The organism is Lysinibacillus sp. OL1, assembly GCF_004332175.1.
Taxonomy (GTDB): Bacteria; Bacillota; Bacilli; order Bacillales_A; family Planococcaceae; genus Lysinibacillus; species Lysinibacillus capsici.
In genome coordinates this window covers 147,855-162,993 of the sequence record NZ_SJDS01000005.1, presented here as the reverse complement: position 1 = coordinate 162,993, position 15,139 = coordinate 147,855, and the positions used below count along the sequence as shown (strand labels likewise).

The following is a 15,139-nucleotide window of genomic DNA, read 5'->3' as shown; positions in this document are numbered from 1 at the left end:
GTGTTGTTCATCATAAATAAAAAAAGTGGAGGAAAGACTTATGAAAAAAGAAACACTTATGGAAGAATTATTCTCAGATATTGAGGACATGGACTTTGTAGAAATCAATGAAGCAACAGCACTACCAGAAACAGCGGCAACAAGCGGATCAATGATAAGTAATGGCTGCTCAACATGTGGTTCTAGCTCGTGTTGTTCATCATAAATAAACTATCAAAAACACTAGCTCAAAATTTAGGCTAGTGTTTTTCTTTTTGTCAAAAGAAGTTATTAAATATGAAGTAAAATAATCGAAAAGTTATAATTACTCATTGTAAATAATCACACTTTATACTTATCACCATTATGTTGAAGTGTTTACTTTTCATCAAATACAGACTATAATAAACGGAAAAATGAGAATAGTTTCCATAAAAATATATTCCTTACATTGTTTTTGATTTGGATTCTTCTGGTTAAAGGTGAGTGAGAAAGTGAACACTATTTTTTCGGTTGAGTTTGTAGGACTGTTTTTACAATATTTTTTTATTTTTTTATGTGGTGGTTATTTAATAAGAGTAGCGAACAAAAAAATATACATATTAATTACCTTTATATCTGTATTTTTTATAAGTATGGTTTATTTTAAGCTAAATGTACTTGCTACTGGAGTTCTATGGGGAGTACTATCATTAATTTTAATAAGATATTCTAGAAAAATTGATTTTTCCTTTTTTGCATCATCAATGTCCATTCTATTATATATTTTATCGGATTACATAATTGTTTACCTATTAAGTTCTTTTGAATTAATGACAAATCTTGTTTTTCGTTTCATAGTTGGGACATTTCTCTATCTAGGTATTATTTATTTATTAAAAAAGATCATAGATAAATATACATATTATTTTAAAAGTACTAGTTTCCCTTTGATGATTTCCGCTGTCGCTTCTTCATTAACGGTGATAATTTATTTGGTGATAATTTCTATAGAGAGAGCTATAGAAAGCGGGATCTCTATGGAAAAGACAAATTCAGTGTTCATTGTTGCGTATGCCCTTGTTTCAGGTTTAGTTTGTTTAGCGATCATTTACGCAAAGAATAAAATGTATGTAGCAAGAGAAAAACAAAAAGAGTTGACATATCTCTTAGAATACTTAGATCAGATAGAGAGTAATTATAATGAAATGAGAAAATTCAAACATGATTATATGAATATCTTGATTTCAATTGAAAGCTTCTTAGAATCTAATGATATTCAAGGGTTAAAAAAGTATTATTATAATGAAATAAAATGGACATCACAAAACTTTGATCGAAACTCATTTAAATTGTCCCAATTAAGTAATTTACAAGTAAAAGAATTGAAAAGTTTATTGGCCAATAAATTAATGGTATCGCAAGAAAAAGGTATAGATACCGAAATCGAAATGAGAGAAAAAATAAAAAATATACCGGTTGACTCCGTTGTTTTAGTACGTTCCTTAGGGATTATCCTAGATAATGCCATTGAAGCTGCTGAGGAAATAAATAATGGAAATATCAGAGTTGCTATAGTAAAAGATAATCAAGTTATAAAAATAATAGTAGCAAATTCTTGTCATAAGGACATACCTAAACTTTTTTTATTGAAAAAAGAAGGTTTTTCTACAAAAGGAGAGAATCGTGGTTTGGGTTTAGGTAACCTAGATCAGTTATTGAGTAAAGCTAAAAACATAATTCTTGAAACTAAAATTGAAAGAGATGTATTTACTCAAATCCTTACTATTAATGGGGAGGTGAGAGTATGATAAAAGTATTTGTGTGTGAGGATAATGAAAAACAAAGAAATATTATATCTAATATAATTCAAAATTATTTAATAATGCAGGATTATGATATGAAGTTTGAACTTTCAACAGAAAATCCTAATGACATCATATCCTATTTGGAGCGTAATAAACTAAACAATGGCTTATATTTTCTAGATGTTGAGTTAAACTCAGAAATGAATGGAATTTCTTTGGGGGTAGCAATTAGGAAGTTAGATCCTTCTGCAAAAATAGTTTTTATAACAACTCATACAGAATTAACATATTTAACTTTCCTCTACAAAGTAGAAGCAATGGATTATATACCAAAAGATAATCAAAAAATTATGCAAAATAAAATTATTGAATGTATAGATGTTGTAATGGAGAGATACTTAAATTCAGGGGCTTTGATTGATGATAATATTGTAGTTAAAGCTGGTGAAACGAGTATAAGATTAAATGTAAATGAAATTTATTTTATTGAGTCTTCCTCTGTTCCACACAAGCTAGTTGTTCATCTGAACAATAGGACAATAGAGTATTATGGAAAGATAAAAGAAGCTGAAAATTTAAGCCCCAAGTTTTACAGATGTCATCAATCTTATGTTGTAAATATTAATAGTATTCAAGAGATAAATAAAAAAAATAGAACAATAACGATGAAAGACGGAGAAACGTGCTATGTTTCCACTCGATATTTAAAAGAATTACTTAGAAAGTTTGAATCTTCTATAAAAGAATAATAAAAAGTGCACTTAAATTTTCAAAAGTGCACTTTTTTATTTGTTTAGATAACACTTTTTACTTTAAATATATGTTTTAAGAAAATTTAATCATCATTAAATAATACGATGTAGAATCAGTTTAAAGAGAAGGGGGAGGCTAATGAGGAATCTATCGATGGAAGAAAAACTATCATGCTATTTAACAGATATTATCAATAAAAATATTCAATTAAGTAAAATGGAATTAGCAAAGATAAATTATGGCATAGCCACTCTTTTGATCAACCTAATAAAGGTGAGCTTAATTTATAGCGTATCTATTATGTTAGGTGTTGTAAGTGAAACCTTAGTTTGTCATTTGGTTTTTTGCATAATGAGAAGATATTGTTATGGGCTACATGCTAAGTCAAGTATTGTCTGTTCGATAATCGGAGTATTGTACTTTTCGATTGGTCCTTTTATTGTACTAAATTACTCGTTTAGTATTACTCGAGAGTTAGTAATATTACTCGGAATTATTTTTGAAATTATTATTTATTATAAAGTTCCAGCTTATACGAATAACAGCAGAGTTGGTGACTCAAAAGAGAAAAGAAAGAAAGCGTTGATTATTAACTTCCTTATAATTTGTGGAATACTAATGTTAAATGATGAACAATTAAGGCTTATTTCATTTATGGGGATTTTTTTATCAATACTTCTTACAATACCTATAAAAAAAGGAGATATGACTAATGTTTGAACTAAATGCTATCAAAGTAACAAAGGAAAAATTGTGTTTGTTTTTTGCTATACTTGCTATAAGTATTGGAGAGATGGCTATAAATAACTGTTGTCTTTTAGGGATCTATGAGCCTTCATTACCTGAAGAATTAAAAAAATAACGATTTATTCTGCTAACGGATAGTAAGTATCTAAAATATTTACTGAAGCGATTAGGAGGTAAAGAAAGCTGAAAAATAACAAGAAGAACCCATATTCTAATGAGAAAAGAAAAAAGAATAGAGATTTAAAGTTAAGTATTACATATGGTTTAATTAGTTTTCTAGTGATCATAACTAGTTGGACAGTTGTAATTGCGATAACTAATGGCGACATTGATATGTTACAGATTAATTTTGATAGATTACTTAAAAATATAAGCAGTTACACTTTGATGTCTTCTTTATTTGCTGGATTAATCATTAGTGGAGTATTTTATTTTTATATATTTCCAAGAAAAACACACAACTCAAAACAACCCGATAAGTAAAAGGTAGATTTTGTAAGTATCATGAGAGATACCTATATGATAAGATTTTGATTAAAAATATAACTCCTGAAGCATTTTGCTAAAGGAGTTTTATACATTATAGATTTAGATTTTTTCAGTCTTAATCACAAGTTGCTTATAGTTTGTAAAACATTTTTGCCATTCTTTCATCGGAAACTCTTCATGTATAGTTCCGCTTAAAAAGTCTGTTAGTTGGTTTAGGCATATATGCCACCCTGCTAAATCCTTCGGTGTATGCTCTGTCAGCTCTTGAAGTGTCTCCACTACTACCAATAATGAACCATCGTCAGTAGAAGATAGTTCAAATCTCACCGTATCTGTTCCCCAATCAAATTCTAGTACTTCTTTCTCAGCATAATCTGTGATGGTTATTTCCTCAAAGGTACCTGTTCCATCATTCATATTAAAATGTATTTTCCCGTTCTTACGAAGATCAATGATTTCTAGATTACTCATCCACTTTTGTAGGCTTTCATTGTTAGTAAGCACTGCCCAAACGGCATCTACTGAATGTGTCAGTGGTCGTTTGAATGTTGCAACATGACGATTGGATTGTTTTTCAATAGTAGCTAACATAGACATCCTCCATCTTTATTGTTTTGACTTCATTATAGGTGTTCTTCATTAGCTGTCCAAGCAGAAGGTCATTCAACAATTATTATTTCTAAGAAGTCAATCTTAGGATAATATTGTTAAACAGGGGGAGTGAAGATGACACATCAACAAGCATTAGAACGTTATATACAAGCTACAAATACACATGATTTTAATGAAGTTAAGGCTATTTTGCATCCACAAGCGGTTTATTGGTTCTCCGATAAAACTTGCACAACTACAGATGAGATTGAGGCTTATTTCAAGCATGCATGGAATGTCATTAAAGAAGAGGTTTATTCAGCTACTGAAGTAAAATGGTTAACCGTTGATGAAAAGACGGCTACCTGTCTTTATACATATCACTATGAAGGCTATCATAACGAAAAGTTTGTATCAGGTAGCGGTAGAGCGACAAATATTTTTACGTTAGTTAATGATGAATGGAAGATCATTCATGAGCATTTGAGTAATGGTCATTAAATTATTTTCAATGTAACCTGGACAAGCAACAATATAATAATCAATGTTAGTAGTGTTTTGGCTATTTTTAATGGAATGTAGGGGAGCACTATAAGACCTAATTGGGAACCTATAATGGAGCCAAGTGCCATAGCAATCGCATAGTGCCATTGAATAAAGCCAGTGTGATAAAACACAACAAATGCTCCTGTACAGCTCCCAAAAAGGAGTACTCGAGTGAGCTGTACAGCCTTTATGTAAGTGTGGTGAGAACGTAGATAATGCAAAATGCTAAATGTCGAAGAGCCAGGGCCGAAACCACCATCATACATGGCGATGAAAAATGGTTGCCAAAAACGAGGTGCTTGATGTTCTAGCGAATCAGGAATCTCAGTCCACGCCTTATTCTTCAAAGTAACGACTAAAGCCAAAAGAAGTAGTACACAGGCAGAGTAGTTCATAGTTTGCTCAGACAGCGAAACGGCTAGAAGTGCGCCACAAATTCCCCCAACAATAGCAAGAGCTATATATTTGATGATAGATATGGGATGTAGCTCCTTCTGGTAGAGAAGATAGAAAATACTGGTTAAAGCCGAAATGCCTGTCGAAAATTTGTTTGTGGCAATACTTGTTTGAATAGGGATACCGACAAGCATCATGGCAGGAAGTGTAATTAGTCCACCACCTCCCGCAAGTGTACCAATAAAAGCAGACACCATTCCGATACATATGAGTGTTAAAGAAATGTTTGTATAGAAAAGTCCAACTAAGGTAAGTAGTACAAATAATAACAGCATGATCATTTTATTCATAAGCTTCTCCCTTTCTTTTATTAGCTTTAGGGTAAATGGTGTTAATGTATAAATCTAATATATTATTTTTGAAAATTCATAAAATAAATTTATATAAATAGGGGGATTAAATGAATCACCAAATATATCAATGGGGAAATCCTCATAATCCATCTTTAGTTTTTTTACATGGACTTGGAAGCTCAGGTTTAGCATTTGGGGAGCTAGCAGCGTATTTATCGGAGTACCATGTTATTTCCTTTGACCTACCTGGACATGGTTATAGAACCGCGTTAGAAGAAGAGGAGGGTTATCTCCCTTCCAATTTAATTAAACTAATAGAAGAAATAATAGGTACAAATTTAAAGAGTAAGCCTTTTTATTTGATAGGGCATTCTTTTGGAGCAGATCTGGCTATCCATTTCGGATCTAAATACCCGCAGCAACTTAAAGGCATGGTATTGCTAGATGGGGGATATATGTCAGGGAAAGATTTAGGTATCACTTTAGAAAAGGAATTAAAGGACGTAGCAAGCTTTTGCGAAAATGTCCGCTTCCCATCATGGGAAGAATTTTTTAAATCTGAGAAAGAAGAGCTTGCTCGATGGTCAGAAGAGTTAGAAGTAGCTTCAAAAGCACAAGTAAAGGAACAAAATGGCGAGATTAGACTAACTCTATCTCCCTTCACGGCACAAGCAATGATAAAAGGTATGAATGTGGAGCCAGTTGACCAAGTAGTGGGTATGATAAAATGTCCTACACTATTATTGCATGCAACGGTACCTGCAGAGCTAGGAACGAAAAGAAAAAATTGTATTCAGAAATTACAAGTAAAAATAGAACATTTAGATGTTGAATCTATTGAAGGAGCAGGACACGATATCTTTCGAGATGTCCCTGAAATAGTGGCGGAAAGATTAAATTTTTGGTGTAAAGTTTAATTGGAGGCTGACAGAATGAGGTTGCTTCAATCGGAGGAAGAGCTGAAGAACTTAATTGCATCTGATGACTGGATGATGAGCATTTTATCCACAGTAGAAAACTTGCAACTACCAGATTGGTGGATATGCGCAGGAATTATTCGCTCAAAGGTATGGGATTACCTTCACAATAAGGAGGAAAGAACACCAATTGCTGATATTGATGTGATATATTTTGATAAAGAAAATTTAGCAGAAGAAGTAGAGAAGCAGTATGAGCAAGAACTGAGAAAGTTATCTCCAAACGAGCCTTGGTCCGTGAAAAATCAAGCACGAATGCATGTCCTAAATGGTAGTAAACCATATCAATCTGCTGTTGATGGAATCTCTCATTTCCCAGAAATCCCAACGGCAATTGGAGTAAAATTATCAGATGGGGTACTAGAGATTGCAGCACCGTACGGTATTCATCTTTTAGGAGCAGGCATAGTAGAGCCAACATCGTTTTACCTAGAAAATAAGTATGCCTATGCGATTTATCGTCAAAGAATTCAGCAAAAACAATGGCATTTATGTTGGCCAGAATTGAAAATTCATCTTCAATAAAAAAAGAAAGAGGGGGAACAATTGCAACAAGATAAAACCTATGTCATTAAACACTATATAAAATCTTTAGATTGGATAGATAATTTACGAGGGTTATCTGAGGCACAATGGCGTATGCCCATTGAACCTGGGAAATGGTCGGTTGCAGAGGTAATTGGGCATCTTCCTCCATGGGACAAGTTTGTGCAAAATTACCGAATTCCTTTTCTCTTTACAGATGAGCGTCTGCCGAAAGGGCCAGATGTAGCACATTTGAATACGATGGCAGCTAAGAAAAGCCGTGAACAAACAATGGAGGAAACATTGAATGATTTTATTTCCACAAGGCGTCAATTATTGCAGGACATTCAGCAATGGACAGATGAGCAATGGCAACAGTCATTTAAAATTGGACAGTCAGAAATGACTATAATCGACTATTTTGTAGGATTAATCAATCATGATTTACATCATTTTTCACAGATTCAGAATGTTATACATGTATAGGAGTTAGCATATGGATATCAAGTATTTAATTGATTACTTTGCACATGCTTCTGTAAAATTTACAGATGTTTTTACTAAAAAAATGGAGCCAGGTGAAGTAGATACTGGTAGAACAACAGCTCCAGAAAAGTGTGGTATAGTAGTGCCACTTGCAGGGAGTGCGATCTTTAGCTTTAATGGAACCCCCTATATGATGGAGCCAGGAATGATTGCCCATGCTGGCCCCCAGATGCCGATAGAAGTGAGAGCGACTGGCCATAAAGGTTGGGAGTATGCAGTTGTTCATTACAGCCTACCTACAGAAGAAATAAATCTATATCCGCTAGCCGAGCAACATTTTCTAATCAATACAGGCTTTAACACACAAATTATTAGCCATGTTCAGCAATTAGTAGAAAGCTATTCCTTTCCTGGTAATATGGCTGTATTCAAGTCTAAGACATTATTTATGAATTTGTTGGAAGATATCCTTGTAGCGGCAAAAATGCAGGTTTTAGATAGTGCCAGCGAATTAATGGAACAGGCATTACAGTATATACATGAAAATTTTTCACAGCAAATCTCAGTATCAAATATCTCGATGGAACTGGGCATTGAGCGTCGTCGTTTTGCTTATTTATTTGAGCAGCATACAGGTATGAATCCAAGTACATATATAACAGAATACCGTATACGACGTGCGAAAGACTTACTAGAATATGGTGGAATACCTGTAGCTGAAATTGCAGAATGTGTTGGATATGTAGATTGTTTTTATTTTAGCAGAGTATTTAAAAAGTGTACGGGTTTATCTCCCTCAGCCTATCGCAAGTTAAAAATAGAGGAAGCCAGATATGTATAATTGACTGTTTCTTATAAAAAAGAAGCAGTTTTTTTATTGCTTAAATCGGCAAAAATCCATGTCATTTTCGAAATCGTCCATTCACAATCTTTTTTCACTTTGTTAGGATAGTATCCGTAAATGATAATGAGTATCAATTATATATTGACTTATATATGAAAACGATTATCATTATCAATATGAGCTCGTTAGGGGAGAATATCTATGAATAAATATTTTAAAATGTGTGCACCAGCACTATTAGCATTATCACTGGCCGCATGTGGAACAGACAAAGCAGAGGAATCAACATCAACAGCTAATACAGCAGAAACAAGTGCAACAGAATCACAGACAGAGCAAGCTAAATCAACGCAGACCATCACGTACTTAGGCGAGCAATATGAGCTACCAGCCGAAGTAAAGAACATTGTCGCTGCCAGTCTTGAATCAATGGAAGATGCGGCAATGCTTGGTATTAAGCCAGTAGGTGTTCTAGAAGTAGGTGGAAAAGTTCCTGCCTATCTAGCAACAGATTTTGAAGGAGCTACACTTGTAGGAAATAAAATGGAGCCAAATGCAGAAGCCATTCTTAATCTGGATCCTGATGTAATTGTGGGTACTTCGAAATTCCCTGAAGAAACGGCTGAAAAGCTCAACAAAATTCAAACAATGATTCCATACTCACATATTTCAACAAATTGGAAAGAAAATTTAACATTGCTTGCACAATTAGCTGGGAAGGAAGAGGATGCAAAGAAAATCATCTCTGACTATGAAGCCAAAGTTGCTGATGCCCAAGTAAAATCCAAGGAGCAATTAGCAGATAAGCAAGTATTAATCATCCGTGTTCGTGGTGGAGTGATGTACATCTATCCAGCAGGCGTTTATTTAAACCCTGTTCTATATGAAGATTTAGGAGCACCTGTACCAGAAGTTGTTACAACAGCTAAGGCGCAAGCGGAACTATCACTTGAAACATTAGCACAAGTAAATCCAGATGTGATTTTCCTGCAATTCGAGGATTCCGAGAATAAGGATACGCCAAAAGCTTTAGAGGAGCTACAAAAGAATCCAATTTTCACTAGCTTAAAGGCAACACAAAATAATCAAGTTTTCGTCAACACAATTGAGCCATTAGCACAAGGTGGTACTGCTTGGTCTAAGGTGAAATTCTTAGATGCTGCAGCTGAAAAATTATTTAAATAGTATAAACAGGCTGGTAGTAGATTTGGTGGTATCACCGGGCTATTACCAGCCTTTTGTAAGATGTGGCATTTTTCATTGCAGGCAGTTGTTACGGGTATACACTTAAGTGATTGATATTGTGTACCGCAAAATGGATAAAGAAAAAGGTGTGAAAGTTGAAAAAAACAAACATAGTGTCGTTTTCAATATTAGCGATATCTCCTTTCCTTATTGCCCTTGTGGCACTTATTTCTGTTATGTATGGGACAAAAGATATTAGTGCCATTACAGTATGGCAGTCGATGACAGCATTTGATCCATCGGATGTCGATCATCAAATTATAAGAACAGGCCGTATTCCAAGAGTTGCCGCGGTATTACTAGTTGGAGCATTTTTAGCAGTTGCCGGTGCAGTTATGCAGGGGATTACACGAAACTATTTAGCCTCGCCTTCATTAATGGGTGTCAATGATGGCTCTGCATTTGTCATTACATTAGCCATTGTTTTTTTTCCAGGGCTACCAAACTATCAAATGATTTTATTATCGATGCTTGGTTCTGCATTGGGAGCTGGTATTGTCTTTGGTTTTGGCTCGTTAATCCGCAATGGCTTATCTCCAGTAAGGCTAGCCATAATTGGAACGGTCATTGGCACATTTTTAAGTAGTATTGCTACTGCTATTGCGATGTATTTCCAAGTATCACAAACAGTAAGTGCTTGGTATAACACAAAGGTACATATGGTAAATATGGATATGCTGATTCTTTCTATTCCATTTGGTTTAACTGGGTTGATCTTGGCTTTATTATCGGCAAAAGCGATTACCATTACTTCATTAGGTGAAGATATTGCCATGGGGCTAGGACAGAAAACAAAAGCAGTACGTATTATTAGCATGCTAGCTGTCGTATGTTTGACAGGGACAGCGGTTGCACTTGTAGGGAAAATCGCCTTTGTAGGGTTAGTCATACCACATATTACACGCTTCCTTGTTGGTGTTGATTATCGCTATATTATTCCTTGTGCAGCTGTCATTGGAGCCTTTTTCTTAGCGCTTTGTGATGTCCTGAGCCGCGTTGTCAATTATCCATTTGAAACGCCAATTGGTGTCTTAACCGCATTGGTCGGTGTACCATTCTTCTTATATTTAGTTCGTAAGCACGGAGGTGAAAAACGTGCATAAAAAAACCTCAAGTGTATTCTTTTTAACCATGCTGATGCTTGTTTTAATGATTTTAGTTGCGAGCTATTTACATATTACAAATGGTGTTTTTGATATGTCTGTAATGGATGTCATCAAAACATTGCTACGGATCGAGTCAAATTCAAAGTTTGATCTTGTTATATTTGAGTTCCGTTTACCTCGGATTGTCATTGCTGGACTTGTCGGTATTGGCTTAGGTATGGCAGGAGTTGTATTACAGGGGATTACACGCAATGGACTAGCAGATCCAGGAATATTAGGGATTAATGCTGGAGCTGGTGCAGCAGTCGTACTATTCATGTACTTCTTTCAAGTAAAGCTAGTGAGTGCAGATATGAACAGCTGGATGTCAATTTTAATGATGCCACTATTCGGTTTTATCGGTGGAACAATTGCAGCTATCCTGATTTTTTCATTTGCTTTAAAAAATGGTCATCTCGATATGCAGCGATTAATCTTAACTGGTATAGCTATCAATAGTGGATTTGGAGCTTTGTCCTTGTTCCTATCCTTAAAAATGAGTGCACAAGATTTTGAGTCAGCGGCTATTTGGATGGCAGGTTCAATTTATAATGCGAATTGGATCTTTGCGCTTACGATGCTACCTTGGCTTTTGATTTTAGGAATATATGTGCATAGAAAATCATATTTACTCGATTATTTTCAGCTTGAAGAGGATAGCATCACAAGTTTAGGAATAGCTGTTGAAAAGGAGAAAATGAAGCTGTTACTAGCCAGTGTAGGTCTTGTCAGTGCTTGTGTGTCTGTATCAGGGAGTATTGGCTTCATAGGTTTAATGGCCCCACACATTGCCAAGCAGCTTGTTGGTATTCAGCACCGTTATGTTATGCCAGTGAGTGCTTTAATTGGTGCAGGTCTGTTAATCCTCGCTGATTTTATTGGTAAAACCGTTTTTGCACCATCGGAACTGGCTGTAGGTATTGTCGTTTCAATTATTGGGATTCCATATTTCTTGTATTTACTGGTGAAATCTAAGGCATAGGAGGAAATGGCGTGCAAACTGCATTTAGAATGGAAAATTTGGCTTCAGGTTATGAGCAGGTACGTGTCTTTGAAGGGTTAAATTTAACGATAGAAGAGGGCAAAGTGACTACAATCATCGGTCCAAATGGTTGTGGTAAATCTACACTCCTTAAAACGATAGGACGTATTTTAAAAAAACAACAAGGTACGGTATATTTGCAGGAGCAAAATATGCAAAATTTATCGACCAAAGATATTGCCAAGAAACTAGCAATATTATCTCAAACACCGATAGCTCCTGGTCAATTGAAAGTGGAGGAGTTAATTGCGTATGGTCGCTATCCACATCGCAACAATGTCAATCGTTTAACGAATAAGGATGAGGAAATGATTGAATGGGCTTTAACAGTTACTAATACGATGGAATATCGAAATAGGGAGCTTGCCCAGCTTTCAGGAGGTCAGCGTCAGCGTGTTTGGCTAGCTATGGCCTTAGCACAAGAAACAAATATCTTGCTATTGGATGAACCTACTACTTATTTAGATATGGCGCATCAGCTAGAGGTATTGGACATTGTTAAAAGTTTAAATGAGCACCACAGCTGTACAGTAGTGATGGTTCTACATGATATTAACCACGCGGCCAGATATTCAGATCATCTTATTGCAATGCGTAAGGGTATTATTATGCAAACTGGCACGCCACAGGAAATTTTAAGTGCTGAGGTAATGCGTAAAGTATTTAATATTGATGCACGTATTATGGAAGATCCTGTAACCAATACACCTGTATGTTATGGCTATGAAATTTTGAAGGAGGATATCTAATGAATACAACTAAAGTAGACTACATTACACAACAAATGACTTCAAAATTGACAAATTATTTGTACACGATTAATATCTATGTGCCAGAGGAGGAAGCGCCACAAGATGGCTTTCCAGTTTTGTATGTACTTGATGGCTCATCCTATTTTAACCTTGTAAAGGAAGCGGTGCGTCTACAAAGTCGTAATGCACCAAAAACAGGTATCCTTCCAGCTATTGTTATTGGAATTGGTCATGGCGACGATATGCGTGAAAGAAGATTTTATGATTTTACAGCACCTGCGGAGTCTTATATTTATCCAGCAAGATTTAAAGGAAAAGGTCATGAGAAGCTTGGAGGAGCAGTGGATTTTAGTCGCTTTATAGAAGAAGAGCTAAAGCCGACGATTGAGGCACAATATCCAGTAAATCAAGCACAGCAAGCTTTATTTGGTCATTCTCTAGGAGGTTACTTTGCACTGTGGCAACTATTTCACCACCAATCCAGCTTCCAGCGCTATCTAGCTATTAGCCCATCCATTTGGTGGAATGAGCATGAATTAGTGCAGTGTGCTTCAGTATTTCTGAACGAGCATCAAGACATGAACGAAACTTTGTTTTTGAGCGCTGGTGAACTTGAAACCTTTATGGTGGATGATGCGCGCCAAATGGCGACAGTATTAGAAAAAATAATGAATGTTGAATTTTATGAGGCTTTAAACGAAAATCATGCTTCGATCGTACCAACTGTTATGAGTAGAGCCATACGTTTTATGCATAAATCACATTAATAGTAGACCGCATTGTCTTTTGATAATGCGGTTTCTTTTTTATTTATTAATAAAATTAACGAATGATACGCATAATAAAGGAAATTTGGTCATCTGTCTGGGATAAATGGAGGCGCTGTATGCAAAATAAAATTTTAAGAAACCCAGTATTTCTTATTTCAAGTGGAGCAATTTTTCTTTTGGTCATTATTGGAGCAACGATACCAGAAAAATTTAAGAACGTAGCAAACAGCGTATTTCATATGACAACGGATTATTTCGGCTGGTTTTATTTAATGTCAGTCTTTATTATCGTTCTTTTTTTATTCGGACTGGCAATTAGCAAATATGGCACTATTCGTTTAGGGTCAGAAGATGGTCGTCCTGAATTTAGTTTTCTAACATGGATTTCCATGCTCTTTTCAGCTGGACTTGGTGTCGGTCTGGTCTTTTGGGGTGTAGCTGAGCCGATGAGTCATTATTTTTCACCTCCATTCAGTGACACAAAGCCTCTATCAACGGATGCAGCCCGACTTGCGATGGGATATTCATTCTTTCATTGGGGATTAAGCCAGTGGTCTGTTTATGCCATATTGGGCCTTGTTATGGCCTTTGTACAATTCAATAAAAAAAGAAATATGCTCATCTCCACTGCTTTAGAGCCTGTCACTGGAACAAATCGAGTCGTTAAAGGAACGATCGATATTCTCGCAGTAATTGCTACCGTCATGGGAGTAGCAACGTCTATAGGGCTAGGCGTATTACAAACAAATGGAGGTTTGACATTTGTTTTTGGTTTGCCAGATACATTTATCTTGCAAGTGGCCATTATTCTTATCATGTTTATTGGCTATATGTTATCAGCCACAACAGGTCTACAAAAAGGGATGAAGATTCTGAGTAATGTCAATATGACTTTAGCAATTGTCTTACTCTTATTTGTTTTTATTACAGGCCCAACAATCTTTATACTTGAAACCTTTACATTAGCTATTGGTGATTATATTTCAAATTTTATTCAATATAGTTTAAGGATGCAGCCATATGTTGGTGGAACTTGGGTGAAGGATTGGACAATCTTTTACTGGGCATGGGCGATTGCTTGGTCACCATTTGTAGGCTCCTTTATAGCTCGTGTATCCAAAGGCAGGACTATACGAGAATTTATTATAGGTGTATTAATTATTCCGCCCCTCATTGCCTGCTTTTGGATCGCGACCTTTGGAGGAACTGCGATGTGGTTTGATTTACATCAAGATGCACAAATCGCTCAATCTGTTCATAATGATGTAACGGTTGCTCTTTTCCAGCTTTTTGAACACTTACCACTTTCAATGATTGCATCCACAATTGGAATACTTTTAATCATAATATTTTTAATTACCTCTGCTGATTCCGCCACCTTTATTATGGCAAGTATGACGACAAAAGGATCTTTAAATCCCACCATTTTATCAAAGTTTGTATGGGGTGTTTTGATGGCAGCTATTTCAGGTGTTTTATTGTATACAGGAGGTCTTGAAGCATTACAAACGGCCTCGTTAATTGCTGCATTACCCTTTACAGTGGTGTTACTTTTATTAATGATTTCTTATATTAAGATGATGAAGGAAGAGATTATTCCTCTTAAGAAAAAGGATATCCAACGTTTGAAAATAGCGAGAAAGCATATTGAAAAGGAAGCAAAAGTGAAAGACAAACATACTAAGTAGTAGGCCGTATTCGAAATAATACGG

At 35.3% G+C, this 15,139-nt stretch carries 18 protein-coding genes; 16 read left to right on the top strand and 2 right to left on the bottom strand.

What is annotated here, in order from left to right; genetic code table 11:
* Window positions 1–40 precede the first annotated feature (40 nt).
* From EW028_RS11435 to EW028_RS11415, 5 genes are all read left to right on the top strand, one after another.
* Window positions 41–205, top strand: coding sequence for a thiazolylpeptide-type bacteriocin (locus EW028_RS11435; protein ID WP_131520947.1), 165 nt, complete (start codon window positions 41–43; stop codon window positions 203–205).
* Window positions 206–473: 268 nt separating this feature from the next.
* The gene (locus EW028_RS11430; RefSeq protein WP_131520946.1) at window positions 474–1,769 is read left to right on the top strand and encodes a sensor histidine kinase; all 1,296 of its coding nucleotides are present in this window, start codon (window positions 474–476) and stop codon (window positions 1,767–1,769) included.
* On the top strand, window positions 1,766–2,515 hold the full coding sequence (locus EW028_RS11425; protein ID WP_131520945.1) for a LytR/AlgR family response regulator transcription factor: 750 nt from the start codon (window positions 1,766–1,768) through the stop codon (window positions 2,513–2,515). Before EW028_RS11430 ends, EW028_RS11425 begins: the two co-directional genes overlap by 4 nt.
* Before the next feature lie 157 nt (window positions 2,516–2,672).
* Window positions 2,673–3,239 (top strand): accessory gene regulator B family protein, encoded by a 567-nt coding sequence (locus EW028_RS11420; protein WP_193767360.1) that lies wholly within the window; start codon window positions 2,673–2,675, stop codon window positions 3,237–3,239.
* Window positions 3,232–3,381, top strand: coding sequence for a cyclic lactone autoinducer peptide (locus tag EW028_RS11415; RefSeq protein WP_131520943.1), 150 nt, complete (start codon window positions 3,232–3,234; stop codon window positions 3,379–3,381). Before EW028_RS11420 ends, EW028_RS11415 begins: the two co-directional genes overlap by 8 nt.
* Before the next feature lie 473 nt (window positions 3,382–3,854).
* On the opposite strand, the gene EW028_RS11410 is transcribed toward EW028_RS11415, so the two are convergent.
* A complete protein-coding gene (locus EW028_RS11410) occupies window positions 3,855–4,346 on the bottom strand; it encodes an SRPBCC family protein (RefSeq protein ID WP_131520942.1) in 492 nt (163 codons plus the stop codon).
* Window positions 4,347–4,481: 135 nt separating this feature from the next.
* Here EW028_RS11410 and EW028_RS11405 point away from each other — a divergent pair, with 135 nt between their 5' ends.
* On the top strand, window positions 4,482–4,847 hold the full coding sequence (locus tag EW028_RS11405; RefSeq protein WP_131520941.1) for a YybH family protein: 366 nt from the start codon (window positions 4,482–4,484) through the stop codon (window positions 4,845–4,847).
* On the opposite strand, the gene EW028_RS11400 is transcribed toward EW028_RS11405, so the two are convergent.
* The gene (locus EW028_RS11400) at window positions 4,844–5,638 is read right to left on the bottom strand and encodes a sulfite exporter TauE/SafE family protein (protein WP_131520940.1); all 795 of its coding nucleotides are present in this window, start codon (window positions 5,636–5,638) and stop codon (window positions 4,844–4,846) included. The two genes, EW028_RS11405 and EW028_RS11400, sit on opposite strands and share 4 nt — an antisense overlap.
* A gap of 110 nt (window positions 5,639–5,748) precedes the next feature.
* On the opposite strand from EW028_RS11400, the gene EW028_RS11395 reads away from it, so the two are divergent.
* From EW028_RS11395 to EW028_RS11350, 10 genes are all read left to right on the top strand, one after another.
* Window positions 5,749–6,558: an alpha/beta fold hydrolase gene (locus tag EW028_RS11395; protein ID WP_131520939.1), complete on the top strand. Its 810-nt coding sequence runs from the start codon at window positions 5,749–5,751 to the stop codon at window positions 6,556–6,558.
* Window positions 6,559–6,573: 15 nt separating this feature from the next.
* Entirely contained in the window at window positions 6,574–7,143 is a 570-nt protein-coding gene (locus EW028_RS11390; protein WP_048394081.1) for a nucleotidyltransferase family protein, read from the top strand.
* A gap of 21 nt (window positions 7,144–7,164) precedes the next feature.
* Complete coding sequence (locus EW028_RS11385) at window positions 7,165–7,629, top strand: DinB family protein (RefSeq protein WP_103118936.1); 465 nt, start codon at window positions 7,165–7,167, stop codon at window positions 7,627–7,629.
* A 10-nt stretch (window positions 7,630–7,639) separates the two neighbouring features.
* Complete coding sequence (locus EW028_RS11380) at window positions 7,640–8,470, top strand: helix-turn-helix domain-containing protein (RefSeq protein WP_131520938.1); 831 nt, start codon at window positions 7,640–7,642, stop codon at window positions 8,468–8,470.
* Window positions 8,471–8,674: 204 nt separating this feature from the next.
* Window positions 8,675–9,658: an ABC transporter substrate-binding protein gene (locus EW028_RS11375; protein ID WP_048394087.1), complete on the top strand. Its 984-nt coding sequence runs from the start codon at window positions 8,675–8,677 to the stop codon at window positions 9,656–9,658.
* A 155-nt stretch (window positions 9,659–9,813) separates the two neighbouring features.
* Window positions 9,814–10,821 carry a FecCD family ABC transporter permease gene (locus tag EW028_RS11370; protein WP_009370610.1) on the top strand — a complete coding sequence of 336 codons (1,008 nt, stop codon included), beginning with the start codon at window positions 9,814–9,816 and terminating at the stop codon, window positions 10,819–10,821.
* Between the two features lie 28 nt (window positions 10,822–10,849).
* On the top strand, window positions 10,850–11,845 hold the full coding sequence (locus tag EW028_RS11365) for a FecCD family ABC transporter permease (protein WP_016993066.1): 996 nt from the start codon (window positions 10,850–10,852) through the stop codon (window positions 11,843–11,845).
* A 29-nt stretch (window positions 11,846–11,874) separates the two neighbouring features.
* Window positions 11,875–12,654: an ABC transporter ATP-binding protein gene (locus EW028_RS11360; RefSeq protein ID WP_048394302.1), complete on the top strand. Its 780-nt coding sequence runs from the start codon at window positions 11,875–11,877 to the stop codon at window positions 12,652–12,654.
* Window positions 12,654–13,424, top strand: a complete 771-nt coding sequence (locus EW028_RS11355) for an alpha/beta hydrolase (RefSeq protein WP_131520937.1) — start codon at window positions 12,654–12,656, stop codon at window positions 13,422–13,424. Before EW028_RS11360 ends, EW028_RS11355 begins: the two co-directional genes overlap by 1 nt.
* Before the next feature lie 119 nt (window positions 13,425–13,543).
* A complete protein-coding gene (locus tag EW028_RS11350; protein WP_066037974.1) occupies window positions 13,544–15,115 on the top strand; it encodes a BCCT family transporter in 1,572 nt (523 codons plus the stop codon).
* Window positions 15,116–15,139 lie beyond the last annotated feature (24 nt).